Annotated in this window: 10 protein-coding genes, 3 tRNA genes and 3 pseudogenes; 11 read left to right on the top strand and 5 right to left on the bottom strand. The window is 71.8% G+C overall.

All coding sequences use genetic code 11. The features are described from left to right. The first annotated feature begins 7 nt into the window (after positions 1–7). On the top strand, positions 8–1,930 hold the full coding sequence (gene dnaG / locus AB0A97_RS03670) for a DNA primase (protein WP_361143904.1): 1,923 nt from the start codon (positions 8–10) through the stop codon (positions 1,928–1,930). 301 nt (positions 1,931–2,231) lie between these two features. Then, a complete protein-coding gene (locus tag AB0A97_RS03665) occupies positions 2,232–3,428 on the top strand; it encodes a sigma-70 family RNA polymerase sigma factor (RefSeq protein ID WP_361143902.1) in 1,197 nt (398 codons plus the stop codon). Between the two features lie 34 nt (positions 3,429–3,462). Here AB0A97_RS03665 and AB0A97_RS03660 read toward each other — a convergent pair whose 3' ends face one another. Both AB0A97_RS03660 and AB0A97_RS03655 read right to left on the bottom strand, forming a co-directional pair. Next, positions 3,463–4,902, bottom strand: coding sequence for an FGGY family carbohydrate kinase (locus AB0A97_RS03660; protein ID WP_361143899.1), 1,440 nt, complete (start codon positions 4,900–4,902; stop codon positions 3,463–3,465). A gap of 124 nt (positions 4,903–5,026) precedes the next feature. Then, positions 5,027–5,326, bottom strand: coding sequence for a YtxH domain-containing protein (locus AB0A97_RS03655; protein ID WP_125047183.1), 300 nt, complete (start codon positions 5,324–5,326; stop codon positions 5,027–5,029). A 280-nt stretch (positions 5,327–5,606) separates the two neighbouring features. Between AB0A97_RS03655 and AB0A97_RS03650 the strand changes: the two genes are divergently transcribed. From AB0A97_RS03650 to AB0A97_RS03640, 3 genes are all read left to right on the top strand, one after another. Continuing rightward, positions 5,607–5,679 (top strand) — tRNA-Asn (locus AB0A97_RS03650). Positions 5,680–5,684: 5 nt separating this feature from the next. Further along, positions 5,685–5,757: transfer RNA gene (locus AB0A97_RS03645), tRNA-Asn, on the top strand. 180 nt (positions 5,758–5,937) lie between these two features. After that, positions 5,938–6,014, top strand: a tRNA-Ile gene (locus AB0A97_RS03640). A 749-nt stretch (positions 6,015–6,763) separates the two neighbouring features. Here AB0A97_RS03640 and AB0A97_RS03635 read toward each other — a convergent pair. Together AB0A97_RS03635 and AB0A97_RS03630 are read right to left on the bottom strand one after the other, a co-directional pair. Beyond that, positions 6,764–7,642: an alpha/beta fold hydrolase gene (locus AB0A97_RS03635; RefSeq protein ID WP_361143895.1), complete on the bottom strand. Its 879-nt coding sequence runs from the start codon at positions 7,640–7,642 to the stop codon at positions 6,764–6,766. 75 nt (positions 7,643–7,717) lie between these two features. Continuing rightward, the gene (locus AB0A97_RS03630) at positions 7,718–8,296 is read right to left on the bottom strand and encodes a helix-turn-helix domain-containing protein (RefSeq protein ID WP_361143892.1); all 579 of its coding nucleotides are present in this window, start codon (positions 8,294–8,296) and stop codon (positions 7,718–7,720) included. A 267-nt stretch (positions 8,297–8,563) separates the two neighbouring features. On the opposite strand from AB0A97_RS03630, the gene AB0A97_RS03625 reads away from it, so the two are divergent. The 4 genes from AB0A97_RS03625 (at position 8,564) to AB0A97_RS03610 (ending at position 11,117) form a co-directional block, all read left to right on the top strand. After that, positions 8,564–9,385, top strand: coding sequence for a DUF1963 domain-containing protein (locus AB0A97_RS03625; RefSeq protein WP_361143889.1), 822 nt, complete (start codon positions 8,564–8,566; stop codon positions 9,383–9,385). 147 nt (positions 9,386–9,532) lie between these two features. Then, complete coding sequence (locus tag AB0A97_RS03620) at positions 9,533–9,814, top strand: hypothetical protein (protein WP_361143886.1); 282 nt, start codon at positions 9,533–9,535, stop codon at positions 9,812–9,814. Further along, on the top strand, positions 9,814–9,972 hold the full coding sequence (locus tag AB0A97_RS03615; protein ID WP_361143883.1) for a hypothetical protein: 159 nt from the start codon (positions 9,814–9,816) through the stop codon (positions 9,970–9,972). Before AB0A97_RS03620 ends, AB0A97_RS03615 begins: the two co-directional genes overlap by 1 nt. A gap of 719 nt (positions 9,973–10,691) precedes the next feature. After that, positions 10,692–11,117, top strand: a complete 426-nt coding sequence (locus AB0A97_RS03610) for a hypothetical protein (protein WP_030023067.1) — start codon at positions 10,692–10,694, stop codon at positions 11,115–11,117. Between the two features lie 87 nt (positions 11,118–11,204). On the opposite strand, the pseudogene AB0A97_RS03605 reads toward AB0A97_RS03610, so the two are convergent. After that, positions 11,205–11,501, bottom strand: a pseudogene (locus tag AB0A97_RS03605) (helix-turn-helix domain-containing protein); the annotation flags it as partial. A 318-nt stretch (positions 11,502–11,819) separates the two neighbouring features. Between AB0A97_RS03605 and AB0A97_RS03600 the strand changes: the two are divergent. Continuing rightward, positions 11,820–12,683, top strand: a pseudogene (locus AB0A97_RS03600) (FAD binding domain-containing protein); the annotation flags it as partial. 117 nt (positions 12,684–12,800) lie between these two features. Beyond that, positions 12,801–15,644, top strand: a pseudogene (locus AB0A97_RS03595) (molybdopterin cofactor-binding domain-containing protein); the annotation flags it as partial. Positions 15,645–15,666: the final 22 nt, after the last annotated feature.

The raw sequence follows: 15,666 nt of genomic DNA, 5'->3' as shown, positions 1-15,666 counted from the left end.
TTCAGGGGTGGCTGGCAGGATCAACGATGACGACGTGAAGGCGGTGCGGGACGCGGTCCCGATCGACGCCGTCGTGTCCGAGTACCTCCAGTTGCGGAACGCGGGCGGCGGCAACCTCAAGGGCCTCTGCCCCTTCCACGACGAGAAGTCCCCGTCGTTCCACGTCAGCCCGGCCAAGGGCCTCTACCACTGCTTCGGCTGCCAAGAGGGCGGGGACGTCGTCGACTTCATCATGAAGCTCGACCACCTCTCCTTCGCCGAGACCATCGAGCGCCTCGCCTCCCAGGCCGGCATCACGCTGCGCTACGAGGAAGGCGGCTACACCCCGGGCCGCCAGCAGGGCGAGCGCACCCGCCTGGTCGAAGCACACAAGATCGCGGCCCAGTACTACACCGAGCAGCTGGACAGCCCCGAGGCCGAGATCGGCCGCAAGTTCCTCGCCGACCGCGGCTTCGACCAGGCCGCCGCCCAGCACTTCGGCGTCGGCTACAGCCCGGCCGGCTGGGACCACCTCACCCGGTTCCTGCGCGGCCGCGGCTTCAGCGACAAGGAACTGATCCTCTCCGGCCTCTCCCAGGACGGCCGCCGCGGCCCCATCGACCGCTTCCGCGGCCGCCTGATGTGGCCGATCCGCGACATCGCCGGCGAGGTCGTCGGCTTCGGCGCCCGCAAACTCCGCGACGACGACAACGGCCCCAAGTACCTGAACACCCCGGAGACCCCCCTTTACCGCAAGTCCCACGTCCTGTACGGCATCGACCTCGCCAAGAAGGAGATCGCCAAGACCAACCGGGCGGTCGTCGTCGAGGGGTACACCGACGTCATGGCCTGCCACCTGGCCGGCGTCCGCACCGCCATCGCCACCTGCGGCACCAGCTTCGGCGAGGGCCACATCAAGATTCTCCGCCGGCTGCTGATGGACAACTCCGGCTCCGAGGTCGTCTTCACCTTCGACGGCGACGCGGCCGGCCAGAAGGCCGCGCTGCGCGCCTTCGAGGACGACCAGAAGTTCGCCGCCCAGACCTCCATCGCCATCACCCCCGGCGGCATGGACCCCTGCGACCTGCGCCTGGCCGAGGGCGACGCCGCCGTCGCCGGCCTGGTGGAGTCCCGTACGCCGCTGTTCGAGTTCGCGCTGCGCCAGGTCGTGGCCCGGCACAACCTCGACACGGCCGTGGGCCGCGCCGCCGCCCTCGACGAGGCGGCGCCCATCGTCGCCAACATCAAGAACAGCTCCATCCAGCACGAGTCCGCCGTGCAACTGGCCGGGATGCTCGGCATCCTCGACACCCAGTTCGTCGTCCGCCGGGTCGGCCAGCTCGCCCGCTGGGCCCGCGAACGCGGCCGGGACGGCCAGAACGGCCAGGACTCCTCCCGTACGGGCCGCCGCGCCGGCCCGCAGGGCCCCGAGACCGCCCAGGCCCCGGCCGGCCCGCGCGGCCCCGCCCTGAACCTGCGCAGCCCCGCCCACCGCGTCGAACGGGAACTGCTCAAGCTGGCCCTCCAGCGCCCCGACCTGGTCTCGCCCGCCTTCGACGCGTACGGCGCCGACGAGTTCACCGCGCCCCCGTACGCCACCGTCCGCCGCTGCATCGAGGACGCGGGCGGCACCCTGTCCGCCGCGGGCGACAACACCTACCTCGCCCGGGTCCGCGAGGCCGCCCCCGACGACACGGTCCGTGCCATGGTCACCGAGCTGGCCGTGGAGCCCCTGCACACCCGCCGTGACCCCGACGAGGCGTACGCGGGCGTCCAGTTGGTCGCCGTCCGGCTGGCCGCCGTCAACAGCCGCGTCACGGAGATCCGCGGCGTCCTCCAGCGCCTCGGCCCGAACGCCGACCCCCAGCACCTGACCGCCGTCCAGAACGAACTCTGGGTCCTCCAGCAGTACGGCCAGTCCCTCCGCGAACGCGGTTACGCGGCGCTGTAACCGCCCGCGCCCGGCAGCCGGGCGCAGGAGGCCGCTGCCCGCGCGAAGGGCCCCGCACGCGCGGTACGCGACCCCGTACCCGCGGGACTCGACCGCGGACATCCCGTACCCCGCATGCCGTGCCCCCGTACTCCGTGCCCTCGCACGCCGTGCCTCCGTACTCCGCGTCTCCTGCCCCGCACCTCCGCGCCCCCATACCCCCGTACCCACCCCGCCGTAGCCGCCCGGTCACCGTCCGGACCCAAAAAGTGCCCGCACGCCCCTCGTGGCGGGACTGTGTCGTACTCCACACTGAGGAGCGGTGCCTGAGTCCTCGGAGCGCGGCGGGTCCGGACGTACGGAACCGGAAACCCCCGCGGAACCGCTCTTGATGTACGGGACGGACAGCGGCTCGGCCGCAGACGGTCCCGGCCTATCCGCCGCCTCAGCAGCGATCACACTGGAGGTCGCCCCCGTGCAGACCCGGACCCTCGCCGACGCGCCGGCTGCGGATTCGGCCACCGTGCCGCAGCAGGCCGAGCCGCCCGCGCCCGAAATTCTCGTGGAGGAGATCGCCCCGGAGCCGCCGCCGCGCGCCGAGGCCGGCGGCCCGTCCTCCGACCTGTTCCGCCAGTACCTGCGCGAGATCGGCCGGATACCGCTGCTCACCGCCGTGGAGGAGGTCGAACTGGCCCGCCGCGTGGAAGCCGGCCTGTTCGCCGAGGAACGCCTGCGGCTCGCCCCCGACCTGGACTCCCAACTCGCCCTGGACCTCGACAAGCTGGTCGTCCTCGGCCGGATGGCCAAGCGCCGCCTCATCGAGGCCAACCTGCGCCTGGTCGTCTCCGTCGCCAAGCGCTACGTCGGCCGCGGCCTGACCATGCTCGACCTCGTCCAGGAGGGCAACCTCGGGCTGATCCGCGCCGTGGAGAAGTTCGACTACGCCCGCGGCTACAAATTCTCCACCTACGCCACGTGGTGGATCCGCCAGGCCATGTCCCGCGCGCTGGCCGACCAGGCCCGCACGATCCGCGTCCCGGTGCACGTCGTCGAGCTGATCAACCGGGTCGTCCGGGTCCAGCGCCGGATGCTCCAGGAACGCGGCTACGAGCCCACCCCCGAGGAGGTCGCCGCCCAGCTCGACCTGCCCCCCGAACGGGTCAGCGAGGTGCTGCGCCTCGCCCAGGAACCGGTCTCCCTGCACGCCCCCGTGGGCGAGGAGGACGACGTGGCCCTCGGCGACCTCATCGAGGACGGCGACGCCGCGTCCCCCGTGGAGTCGGCCGCCTTCCTGCTCCTGCGCGAACACCTCGAAGCGGTCCTGTCCACTCTCGGCGAACGGGAACGCAAGGTCGTCCAGCTGCGTTACGGCCTCGTCGACGGCCGCCCCCGCACCCTGGAGGAGATCGGCCGGATCTTCGGCGTCACCCGTGAACGCATCCGCCAGATCGAGTCCAAGACCCTGAACAAACTCCGCGACCACGCCTTCGCGGACCAGCTACGGGGCTACCTCGACTGAGGACGCGCCTCCTGTCCCGTACGCCCCTCATCTCCTACTGAGCGGACAAAAACGCCCCCGCGTAGCTCTCCTCCCGCACCGCGATGTACTGCTGGCGCACCGCCTGCCCGACCGGCAGATCCTCGCCCGGCTCGAACACCTGGCTGGCCGCCGCGGGCCAGCGCGGCGGCTCGTGCGGAGCCAGCGTGCCGTGCGCCGCGCCCAGCGCCCAGGCCGCCTGCCGTGCCGCGCCCAGCGCCGCGTAGTCCGCCGGCTGCGGCACCACGACCTGCGCCCCGAACAGCCCCGGCGCCGCCGCCTGCACCGCGCCCAGCTCCGCCGCCGCGCCCAGCAGGAACACCCGGCGCACCTCGACGCCCCGCCCGCGCAGCACGTCCAGCGCGTCCGCGAGCCCGCACAGCATGCCCTCGAAGGCCGCCCGCGCCAGATGCTCCGGCTTCATGCTCTCGCGCCGCAGCCCGTGCAGCGATCCCGCCGTGTGCGGCAGGTGCGGCGTCCGCTCGCCCTCCAGGTAGGGCAGCAGCACCATGCCGTACGAGCCGGGCGTCGACTTCAGCGCCAGCTCGGACAGCCCCTGGAGGTCGGTGCCCAGCATCTCGGCCGTGCCCCGCAGCACCCGTACCGCGTTGCTCGTGTGCACCACCGGCAGATGCATCCCCGTCGCGTCGGCGAACGAGGTGATCGTGCCGTTGGAGTCCGCCAGCGCCTCGTGATGGATGCCGAAGACCGAGCCCGAGGCGCCCAGCGACACCACCGCGTCACCCGCGCTGACCCCCAGCCCGAACGCCGCGGCCATCGTCTCGCCCGTCCCGGCGGAGATCAGCAGCCCCTCGGGCGTGAACCCGGCGGTGCCGGACGGCCCCAGCACCTCCGGCAGCCGCACCTGGTGCCCGAGCGCCAGCTCCACCAGATCCGGCCGGTACGCACCGGCCGCCGCCGACCAGTACCCGGTGCCGGACGCGCCGCCCCGGTCCGTCGTACGCCGCGCCGGGCGCCCCAGCAGCTGCCACACCAGCCAGTCGTGCGGCTGCAGGACCTCGGCGACGCGCGCCGCGTTCGCCGGTTCGTTCCGTGCCAGCCAGCGCAGCTTCGTCAGCGGCTGCGCGGCGTGCGGGACGGCACCGACGGCCTGCGTCCAGGCGGCCCGCCCGCCGAGCGCGTCGATCAGGTCGGCCGCGGCACTCTGCGCCCGCTTGTCGTTCCCGACCAGCGCCGCCCGTACGAGAGCGCCGTCCGCGTCCAGCGGCAGCATCCCCTGCTGCTGGGCGGAGACCCCGATCGCCTGCACGCCCTCCAGCAGCCCGTTGCCCGCGGCCTCGCCGAGTGACATCAGCCACGCCTGCGGGTCGATCTCGTGTCCCTTTTCGGCGGGGTGCGGCGCGTACCCCTGCCTGATGACGGCACCCGTGTCCGCGTCGCAGACGACGATCCGTGTGCTCTCGGACGAACTGTCCAGCCCGGCGACTATCCCCATGCCCCCAGATGATGCCCCATGGACGGGACGGCGCGGCTGCCAGGTTCACACCCCCGGGGCAGGGGCGGCGAACGCGGACGGCCGGTCCCGGCCGCCCGCGCGCCCTCTTGCTCAGGTCCTTTGCTCAGGTGTTGCTCGTACCCCAGTCGTCCTCACCGCTGCCGCGCTGCTCGCGCAGCGCACGGATGCGCTCCGCCACAGGCCCCGGCATCCGGTCCCCGACCTTGGCGGACACCTTGTCGAACGCCTTGGTGGCCACCTCGCGGCCGCCGAGCGCGGCGGACTCCGCGGTGTTCCGGACGGCCGGGTTCTGCGCGATCCGCCGGGCACTCTTGCGAAGCTGCTCGTACCGCTCCCGGCCCGCCTTGCTGCCGAGCACGTATCCGATGGCCAGTCCCGTGATGAACGTCAGCCGGTAGCGCATCGTCGCTCCACCTTCCCTCTCGTCGGTCTCGCTCGCGCGCACTGTGCAGGGGCCCACCGGGCCGTACTGCCCGCCCACCCGCGCGCCCGCCGGGCTGCGCTGCCCGTCTGCTCGCGGGGCTGTGCTGCCCGCCTACCCGCGGACCGGAAGATCATCCGGGACCACCCTCGGCCATACCGATTGGCGGAGCACCCCCCTGCTTGCGCTAATGTATGTGCAGCAGCGAGCGCGCGCCGTCCGGAGGCCCCGGATCGGAGTGCATTCGAGGCACACAGAGCATTCCCCTGTAGCTCAATTGGCAGAGCAGCCGGCTGTTAACCGGCAGGTTACTGGTTCGAGTCCAGTCGGGGGAGCTCGGTCCCCTGTAGCTCAATTGGCAGAGCATTCGGCTGTTAACCGGAGGGTTACTGGTTCGAGTCCAGTCGGGGGAGCAGGACGGAAGAGGACCCCCGCGGGGGTCCTCTTTCCTGTGCGCGGGAACCGAACACCCGGCGTCCGAAGTCCTCTTGGACAGGCATGGCAGCCCAACGAGGACCCACCCGCGCAACAGATCGTATGAGCGGCTATGCTGCGGCAGACGGCGCGCACAAATGTGCGCGGCGCGCCGTATCGGGGCGGTAGCTCAGCCGGTTAGAGCAGCGGACTCATAATCCGTCGGCCGTGGGTTCGAGTCCCACCCGCCCCACCAAAGAATCGTTCTGACCTGCGCAAATGTGGTCGGAGCGGTCGGTTGGGTGAGGCGTTTGCCTCGGAGTGGTGAGGCAGACGCGGGCCTGTGTGGCCCGGTCGAGACTCTGATCCCCTGGTGACCTGGGGTTTTGGAGTGGCATCGGGGTGGAAGTCGTGGTTGATGCTCCCACGGCCGTTGGGGAAGGCCCCGACCCGGGACGAACAAGAACTTGTTGTGATCGCCGCTCGGCCCGGGCCTGTGCTGCCCGTCTCGCATCCAGAAGCACTGTCGTGACCGTCACGGATCAGAGGGCGGCGATGCGGCGTGCCCCGCCCGCGCCCTTCCCGGCAAGCGTCGGAAGACGGCGAGGCCACCATCCGCGATGACGGCACAGCGCCGGAGGAAAGCTTCGGCCGACGAGGCCCCGGCAGCCGCCGGTGAGGCCGGGCGGCCGGCGGTCAGGTGGCGGCAGGTCTTCCCATTGCGTCGGCGACGACCGGTTGGCCGATGGCGAGGGTGCTCTGAAGGTTCTGCCTTCCGTGGCGTTCGGATCAGCTCCGTGCAGGTGGGGACCACACTCCGGGGCCGACTTCACTGGCGCACGAATGGGAAACGGCCCCGCACGCGCGGGGACCACCCGGGGGCCGGTCGCGAAGAGGGCCGGTCCCGGCGTGCGTGGGTGATTCCCGTCCCCCGAGGTCTGTCCGGTGGCGGGGGCGGTCGGGGGGGGGGGCTGGGTTTTGCCCTGGCGGGCGGAGGGGCGGCGGCTACCGGTGTGCGGCGAGGAACGGCAGGACGACGGCGGCCATCTCGTCAGGTACTTCCTCCGCGAGGTCGTGGCCCGCGTCGAAGACGTGTCCGGTGACGTCGTGGGCCACGAACCGTGCCTGCTCCGCGTTGCGCTCGCCGATGAAGGCGGAGCCGCCGAGCGCCAGGACGGGGATGTCGAGCTTCTTCTGGGCGGCCTTGCGGTTCTGCTCGGCGTCGGTGAGCATCGCCCGGTAGACGGCGAGCATGGCGCGGATGCCGCCGGGCAGGGAGTAGCAGCGTACGTACTCCTCGACGGCGTCGGGGGTGGCGGTGTCGGGGTGGCTGCGCTCGTTCTTGATCATGTAGGTGATCAGTTCGCGTTCGTGCCCGGAGATCAGCATCTCGGGCACGTCGGGCTGGAAGTAGAAGCCCAGGTGCCACAGGTGCATGCCGGAGACGTTCTCGGGAGTGAGGGCGGTGTGGTCCTCGAAGCCGAAGCCGGGGAAGAGGGCTTCGGCGAAGACGAGGGAGGTGACGTGGTCGCGGTGGCGGGCGGCGAGCTGGTAGCCGATCACCGCGCCCCAGTCCTCGCCGACCACGGCGTAGGTCTCGTGTCCGAGGCGGGCCATCAGCTCGGCGATGTCGTCGCTCATCGTCGCGGAGTCGTAGCCGTCCGCGGGACGGGCGGAGTCGCCGAGGCCGCGCAGGTCGGGCACGACGACGGTGTGGTGGGGCGCCAGCTTCGGGACCAGGTGGCGCCAGTGGTAGCCGGTCTTCGGCACGCCGTGCAGCAGCACGACCGCGGGGCCGGACCCGGCGGTCCGGTAGTGCAGGCTCGTGCCGTTGACGGCGGCACGGCCGGTGCGCAGGGGCGCTCCGTCATGGTCGTACATCATGGGACACCACTTTCTTGGGCGTGCGTTACAGAATGAAGGCAGGGAAACCGAACGTCCTACGGGGCGCGAGGACCGTCAGTCGAGAGTGCTCAGTGCGACGTCGATGAGGGGTTCGAGGGCCCGCGTGTCCGGGGTGATCTTCGAGGAGACCAGCAGGCCGTTGAGGAAGGTGACGAGGAAGGCGGCGACCGTGTGCGGGTCGTGCCGCTGCGCGATCTCGCCCCGTTCCCTCGCCGCCCGCAGCACCTCGGCCAGCGCCTCCCGGCTCGCCTCCTGCATGTCGCGCACGGTGCGCCGGGTCGCCGCGTCCGGCGGCAGCCGCTCGCAGACGGCGTTGACGGCCAGGCAGCCCCGGCCGCCGTCACCGACGGCGATGCGGATCCGCTCCGTCAGCAGCGTACGGATCGCCGCGCGGGCGTCCGTCTCCTCCTTCAGATCACGCAGGGCGGCCGCCGCGAGGGTGGTGCGGTAGTGCTCCAGCGCGGCCCGGTACAGGCCGTCCTTGCCGCCGAACGCGGCGTACAAGGATCCCTGTCCGATGCCCAGATGCTGGGCCAGATCGCGCACCGAGGTCGCCTCGTAGCCGCGCGCCCAGAACAGCTCCATGGCGCGGCTCACCGCTGCCTCGGTGTCGAACTCCCGGGTCCTTGCCATGACCTCACTCTAGCCTTTCTGGATCGATCGCTCAAGAAAAGAGGCTGCGGCCTGACCACTCGCAGGCCGGCCTCACGGCTACTGGCTGCCAGCATCCTCGGCGGTGTCCGGGTCGCGCGGCGGGCGCAGGCGGGCAGGCCGTCGAGGCCATGTGCGCGATGCGATGCTCTGCGCGGCCGTCGCCATCGGCCGTGAGCGCAAAGCCCCTTTCCCGCAGGCGCGTTGGGCCCTGTCGCTGCCTGCTCATGGGCCCGTTAGGGTGTCCCGGTGACCGATGCGAGCATGGACAGAATGAACCGCTTCCGGGCCGAGGCGATATCCCAAGGTTTGGCGTCGGAGGAGGTGGAGGAGTGGATACGTGGCACCCTGCCGGCGGTGTACCTGGCCGAGGGCGGTGACGGCCCCCTGGTGGCCCGGGTCGGCGGCAACCCCCTGCTGCCGCACGGCGTGGTCAAGCCGTCCGACCCCTTCGTGGCCTCCGTCGACCTCGCGGCCCTCCCGCCGGGTGCGACCAGCCTTCCACTGCCCGCCGACGGCCACCTGCTCTTCTTCTCCGGCACCGATGTGCAAGGCATCGAGGGACAGGTACCCGACGCGGTGCTGTACGTCCCCGCCGGGACCCCTGCCACCCCGACCTTCCTCGAACACAGCCGGCGCGAGCCGTACCGGCCGCGTGAACTGCGCACGCTCTGGCACCAGCCGAGCGCGCAGATGCCGGAGAGCTTCGCCCTCGACAGATGGGGCGACGTCCCCGAGGACGAGCAGTTCGAACTCGCCGACGAACTCAGCGACGCCTGGGCACACGTGGGCGGCTACCGCCCTTCCTGGGTCCTGCAGATCGGCGGCCATCCCGTCTCGCCCCAGAACGACCCCGTCCACTACGCCCGTACGCCCGAGGAGACCGGCCCCTGCGAGCAGGGCGGTACGGCCCCCGAAGAGGACGCCGGCGACTGGGCGCTCCTGGCCACCTGGAGGTGCGGTGACGACGTCACGGAACTGGACTCCGGCGTGGCCCACTGGGTGATCCGCCACCGGGACCTGGCGGCCCGGCGCTTCGACCGGGCCCACCGCTACGTCGAAATGGCCTGACCCCGCGGGGCGGGGCGGCCCGCTCCCCGGCGCTCATCGCAGGAGCTCGCGGGTATGGAGCCGCCCCGCCGAAATGGCGATCTCTCTGCCCTGTGGACGCGGGTCCGCCGGCCCGAGGCGGAGGCGGAAACCGAGCAGGCTTGGGCAGTGCAACTGCGCCGTCGGCACCTGCATCCCAGCAGCGAAGCGGCCGAGCAGGCCGCTGCCACCGCCGCCCGGGAAGCACGCCTGCGTGTCGCCGAGCACCTGCTCGGTGCCCGCAGCCGGGCCTGGCTCGCCGCGCAGGCTCCCCAGCCGGCCGGGGAGCCGGGGGAGCCGGACCGGGAAGCGGCGGCGAACGTCGCCGGGGTCCGCGCAGCCCTTGCCCTTCCGGTGTCCGCGGTCCGCAACAGCGGCCCGAACGGAGTCCGCGGCGGAGCAGGGCCCTGATGCGTGGTGAGCACGCCCAGGCGCAGGACGCGGCTGGAGCGCAGGAGACCGCATGGTTGCGTGCGCAGATCGCCGCTCAGTTGCCGGAGTTGGCCGCCGTCACCGCAGCCCACCATGGCGCGAGCTACATCGCCGCTGAGGCGGTGGGGAGCGAGTGAGCCGGAGGCCGCGCCCGGGACGGGCCCGGCAGGCGGTACCGGTGGCCCGGAGCTTGCTCCCTGCGGCCACGTCAGTCCGCCCACTGGGACCACCACCCGCCAGGCAGCAAGGCACGCAACACTTCGGGTCCACCCCCGCGTGCGCGGGGACCACAGGCCGCGACCAGTGGCTTTACCTAGCGGAGCGCGGGTTTTTATGTACTTCTGGAAACTCCGGCGTCTACGCCTGAAAGGCGCATTCGAGGTGGACCTGAAGTGACCTGATCACGCTACTACCCGTAGGCAGTAGTGAACACGCATTGCCGATGCTGTCGTCACAGAACAGGGCCAGTTGAAGCCTTTAGCCGACAATCGCTCCCCGCCCAAGCGAAGCGTCCCGGCCTTGTGCGGGTTGAGAAGCCCCGGCGGAACATTTGCCGCGAGCCATGGCCCACGGCCGTATCGGGGCGGGGCTTTCGCGCCGTCCGTGTGTCTGAGAGGGGCCAGGGTGTTGCGAGAGGGGAGCGGCGTCGGAACCGGACAGTGGTTCACGTGCTGCGCGGCGCCGGTGTTCGAGAGTGTTTGCGGGGTGAACCATATGGTCAGCAGCTCAGCAGTGCTGTGACCTGATGCTGATTCGAACGTCCCGCTGGCCGGTTGCGCCCGATGTGGTTCAGGGGTGGCGGCCATAGCGTGAGCCCACCTCTTCTCCGTACGTCGACGAGAAAGGAACGGACGCCATGGCTGTCATCAACCTCATGATCCTCGAAGGGGACGAGCAGGAGCCCGAGGGCTGGACGAAGATCAGTAAGGATCTGAACGCCGGTTCCGGCGGCCAGTACCTGTACTTCGCCTTCGAGACCGACAGCAAGCTCTCCGCGCCCAACGCCGCGTTCGGCCCCATCACCGACATCGTCTTCCTGTCCAAGGGCGACGAGCCCCCGCACGGCTACCGCAAGCTCAACAAGGACCTGAACGCCGGCGCGGGTGGCGAGTACATCTACGCCGCCTACACGCGGAACGCCGAGCAGGGCTCGCCGATCAACTCGCTGGACGTCGCGCTCACCGACAACCGTGACTACCAGCCCCCGAAGCCCTGGGAGCGTTATGACAAGGATCTGAACGCGGGCGCGGGCGGGAAGTACGTGTATCTGCTGCACATCTGATCCGGTCGATTCCGGTCGATTCCGGTCGGTTCTGGCGGGGCGGCAGTTGCCGTCCCGCCTTTCGCGTGGAGAGTCAGGGGCCGCGGACTACGCTCCGCCACCGGTCGCCCCCGCGCGGCACAGCAGGGCGGCGTGCAGGTCGAGGCGGTGGGGGAGGCGGGTGAGGTCGCGGCCGGTGAGGTGTTCTATGCGCTGGACGCGGTAGCGGACGGTGTTGACGTGGAGGTGAAGGGCGGCGGCGGTACGGGACCACGAGGCGTCGTGGCGGAGGAAGACCTCCAGGGTGTGCAGCAGGGTGCCGGTCCTGTCGTGCTCGGGGAGGAGCGGGCGCAGGGTGCGGGCGCTGAAGACGGCGCGGACGTCGGCGGGTACGGCGGACAGCAGCCGTTCGAGGGTGGCGGGGGCGGAGCTGCCCCCGGGGATGGGCGGGGTGGTGGTGTGCGGCATGGGGTGTGCTCCTCGTACCGTCCGGGCGCCGGGCTTCGGGCCCTGACCTTGCCGTGCGCACTCACCAGGCGAGAGCGCGGAAAAGCATCGTAAATGCTAGGGAGATGGGTGTGCAGTTGCGCTGATGCGAGGTGGGGGAGAAAGGGGGGAGGTGCGGGAACGTGAGGTGTGGCGGGGACTGGGGTGGGGTGGCGGGGGCGGGAGGTGTGTGCGTGGCTGCGGCTGCTGGAGGGGTGTGCTTGTTTCACTCGGGACATGGATCTGCATACGGTGCGGGAGGTTCTGGAGGTCGGGGGACTCGGGGAGGTCGAGAAACGCGGGGAGGTCAGGGGCGCGAGGGGACGTTTGGGGTGGCGGACGGGTGATGCCTGGCTCGGTGGCGGTACGTACCTCTTCTCCGAGCCTCAGCCGGGGGTGCGGCGGCTGCTGGATCTGAGCCGGACGGGCTGGGAGCCGTTCCGGTGGTTGCCGGACGGTGCGCTGGAGATCGCGGCGACGTGCACTGTTGCCGAGGTGTCCCGGTTCGGTGGCAGTGGTGGCGGCGGTGGCGGTTGGTTGCCGGCGGGGGTGCTCTTCGAGCAGTGCTGCCGTGCCTTTTTGGCCTCGTTCAAAATCTGGAACACGGCCACCGTCGGCGGGAATCTGTGCCTCGCGCTGCCCGCCGCGCCGATGGTCTCCCTGACGGCGGCGCTGGACGGCACCTGCCTGCTGCTGGCCGTGGACGGAACGGCGCGGCGACTGCCGGTGGCGGACCTCGTCACGGGCCCCGGGCGCAACGCGCTGGCGGAGGGCGAGTTGCTGCGCTCGGTCACGTTGCCGGCCCGCGCGCTGGAGCGTCGTACGGCGTTCCGGCAGACGTCGCTGTACGGGCTCGGGCGCTCCGCCGCGCTGCTGATCGGGACACGGGACCCGGTGGACGGGGCGTTCACCCTGACGATCACCGCCGCCACCGTACGGCCGGTGCGGCTGCGGTTCCCGGAGCCGCCGTCCGTCTCCGAGCTGCGGGCGGCGATCGGGCGGGCCGTACCGGACGACGGGTGGTTCGACGACGTTCACGGGATGCCGGAGTGGCGGCGGCACATGACGTATCGGATGGGGGAGGAGATTCGGGAGGAGTTGGCGGGTGCGGAACCGAGGAGGGGGCGGCCGGGGCGGGGGGCGCCTTCGCGGGCGCTGTTCCGGTCGGCTGTCCCGTTCCCGCTCCCGTCCGCGTCCGTACGTCCGCGCCTCCGCGCTTCCTTCCGATCCGAGGTCAACGGCGCCCCCACGCGCACCGCGCCCCGCCCCGGCCAATGCCTGCGCACCTACCTGCGCGAGCGTGGCTGCCTCGGCGTCAAGAAGGGCTGTGACGCCGGGGATTGCGGATCATGCACGGTGCACGTGGACGGCGAGCCCGTGCACAGTTGCGTGTATCCGGCCGTACGTGCCGACGGGCGGTCGGTCACCACCATCGAAGGTCTGGCCGACGTGGGGCCGGACGGTGAGGCGAGCGGGCGGCTGCATCCTGTGCAGCGGCAGTTTCTGGAGGCGCAGGGGTTTCAGTGCGGATTCTGCACCGCGGGGTTCGTGATGACGGCTGCCGCGCTCGATGAGGGGCTGCTCTCCGATCTGCCGCGCGCCTTCAAAGGAAACCTGTGCCGCTGTACCGGTTATCGGGCCATCGAGGATGCCGTACGGGGCGTTCGGCACATCGAGGAACCGGGTGTGGACGATGCCATCGGCCGCAATGCGCCGGCGCCCGGCGGCCGGGAGGTGGTCACCGGCAGGGCCCGCTACACCTTCGACCTCGACCTCGATCGTGACACCGGTGCCCTGTCCGGCCTCCTGCACATGAAACTGCTGCGTTCGCCGCACGCCCACGCCAGGATCACCGCCGTCGACACCCGGGCCGCGCTGCGGGTGCCGGGCGTGCACGCGGTTTTCACTCACCATGATGCTCCTGACCGCCGCTTCTCCACCGCTCAGCACGAGCACCCCGAGGACGATCCGCACGACACCCGGCTGCTGGACGACACGGTCCGCCATGTGGGCCAGCGGGTGGCCGCGGTGGTCGCGGACAGCGAGGCGGCGGCGGAGGAGGGCTGCCGCCGGGTCGAGGTGACGTACGAGGTGCTGCCCGCGGTCCTCACCCCGGAGGAGGCGATGCTGCCCGGCGCCCCCGTGGTGCACGCCGGAGGGGAGGGAGAGCGGTCCGAGGCCGGGCCGTACGTGGCCAATGTGGTGGGTGAGGTGCACGGGGAGACCGGCGACGTGGCGCGCGGGTTCGCCGCGGCCGACGCGGTGTACGAGGAGACCTTCCGCACGCCGCGGGCGCAGCACGCGAGTCTGGAGACGCATGGCGCCGTCGCGTACTTCGAGTCCGCCGCCCCGGCCTCGGCCCCGGGCGCGCAGGGCAGTGACGGCCAGGCCAGCCGGCGGCTGGTCGTCCGTACCAGTACGCAGGTGCCGTACCTCGTACGCCGCTCCCTCTGCTCGCTGCTGGACCTGCCGCCCGAGGCGGTGCGGGTCGTCGCGGGGCGGGTCGGCGGTGCTTTCGGCGGGAAGCAGGAGATGCTCGTCGAGGACGTCGTGGCGCTGGCGGCGTTGCGGACCGGGCGTCCGGTCAAGCTGGAGTTCACCCGGGCCGAGCAGTTCCACGGCGCGACGACGCGGCACCCGTTCACCGTACGGGTCAAGGTTGGTGCGCGCCGGGACGGGACCCTGACCGCGCTCCAACTGCACGTGGTGTCCGACACCGGCGCGTACGGCAACCACGCCCGCACCGTCCTGGCGCACGGGTGCGGTGACGCCCTCGCCCTCTACCGCTGCCCGAACAAGAAGGCGGACGGTTTCGCCGTCCATACCCATACCGTCCCCGCCGGTGCCTTCCGCGGCTACGGGCTCGGGCAGGTCGTCTTCGCGCTGGAGAGCGCGCTCGACGAACTGGCGCGTCGGCTGGGCGTCGACCCGCTGCTGCTGCGGGAGCGCAACGTGGTGCGGCCCGGTGACGCGCTGGAGACGGTGGTGGACGGGATGGACGGGGTGACCGATCTGCGCATCGGGAGTTACGGGCTGGACGCGTGTCTGAGCAGGTTGCGGGAGGCTTCCGCGTCCGCGGAGCCGGACGCGCCGGGTGCGCGCGGCCTGCCGGGCGTGCCGGATGCCTCTCACCTGCTGAACGCGCGGACCGCCTCGAACGTGCCCGACGTACCGGCCGTCTTGGACGTGCCCGACGCGCCGACCGCCTCGAACGTGCCGGACGTACCGCCCGGATGGCTGGTGGGCCACGGCAGTGCCGTGTCGATGATCGCCGCGGCCGGGCCGGGCGGGCACTTCGCCGAGGCCCGGATCACGCTCACCGCCGACGGCGCGTACGAACTGGCCGTCGGATCGATCGAATCCGGCAGCGGGACCACCACCGCACTGCGCCAGATCGCCGCCGCCGAGCTCGGCACCACGAGTGCGCGGATCACCGTACGGCAGGCGGACACCGACGCGGTCGGGCACGACACCGGCGCCTTCGGGTCGGCCGGGACCGTGGTCGGGGGAGAGGCGGTGCTGCGCGCGGCGCGGTCCTTGGCGGGGCTGATCCGGGACCGGGCCGCGCGCGGGGGCGGCGACGGGCCGCTGACCGGGTACGGCCACTGCGCCGGGACGCCGCGTACGGTCGCCTTCAACGCGCACTGGTTCCGCGTCGCGGTCGACCCGGACAGCGGGGAGATCCGCATTCTGCGCAGCGTGCACGTGGCGGACGCGGGCACCGTGATCAATCCCATGCAGTGCCGGGGACAGGTCGAGGGCGGGGTGGCCCAGGCGCTGGGGGCGGCGCTCTTCGAGGACGTACGGCTGGACGGGCGCGGGGCGGTGTGCACCGCGGCGTTCCGCGAGTACCGGCTGCCGGCCTTCGCCGACGTGCCCCGTACCGAGGTGTATTTCACATCGACGTCCGACACGATCGGCCCGGCGGGCGCGAAGTCGATGAGCGAGAGCCCCTTCAATCCGGTCGCGCCGGCCCTGGCCAACGCGCTCCGCGCCGCCACCGGGGTGCGCTTCACCCGGCTGCCGCTGGCCCGGGACCGGGTGTGGCGGGAGCTGTCGTGAGGGGGGCCGGGGGCGCCGCCGT

The sequence above is a fragment of the Streptomyces sp. NPDC045470 genome (genome assembly GCF_040646595.1).
Taxonomy (GTDB): Bacteria; Actinomycetota; Actinomycetes; order Streptomycetales; family Streptomycetaceae; genus Streptomyces.
This window is presented reverse-complemented; position numbering and strand designations above follow the sequence as displayed.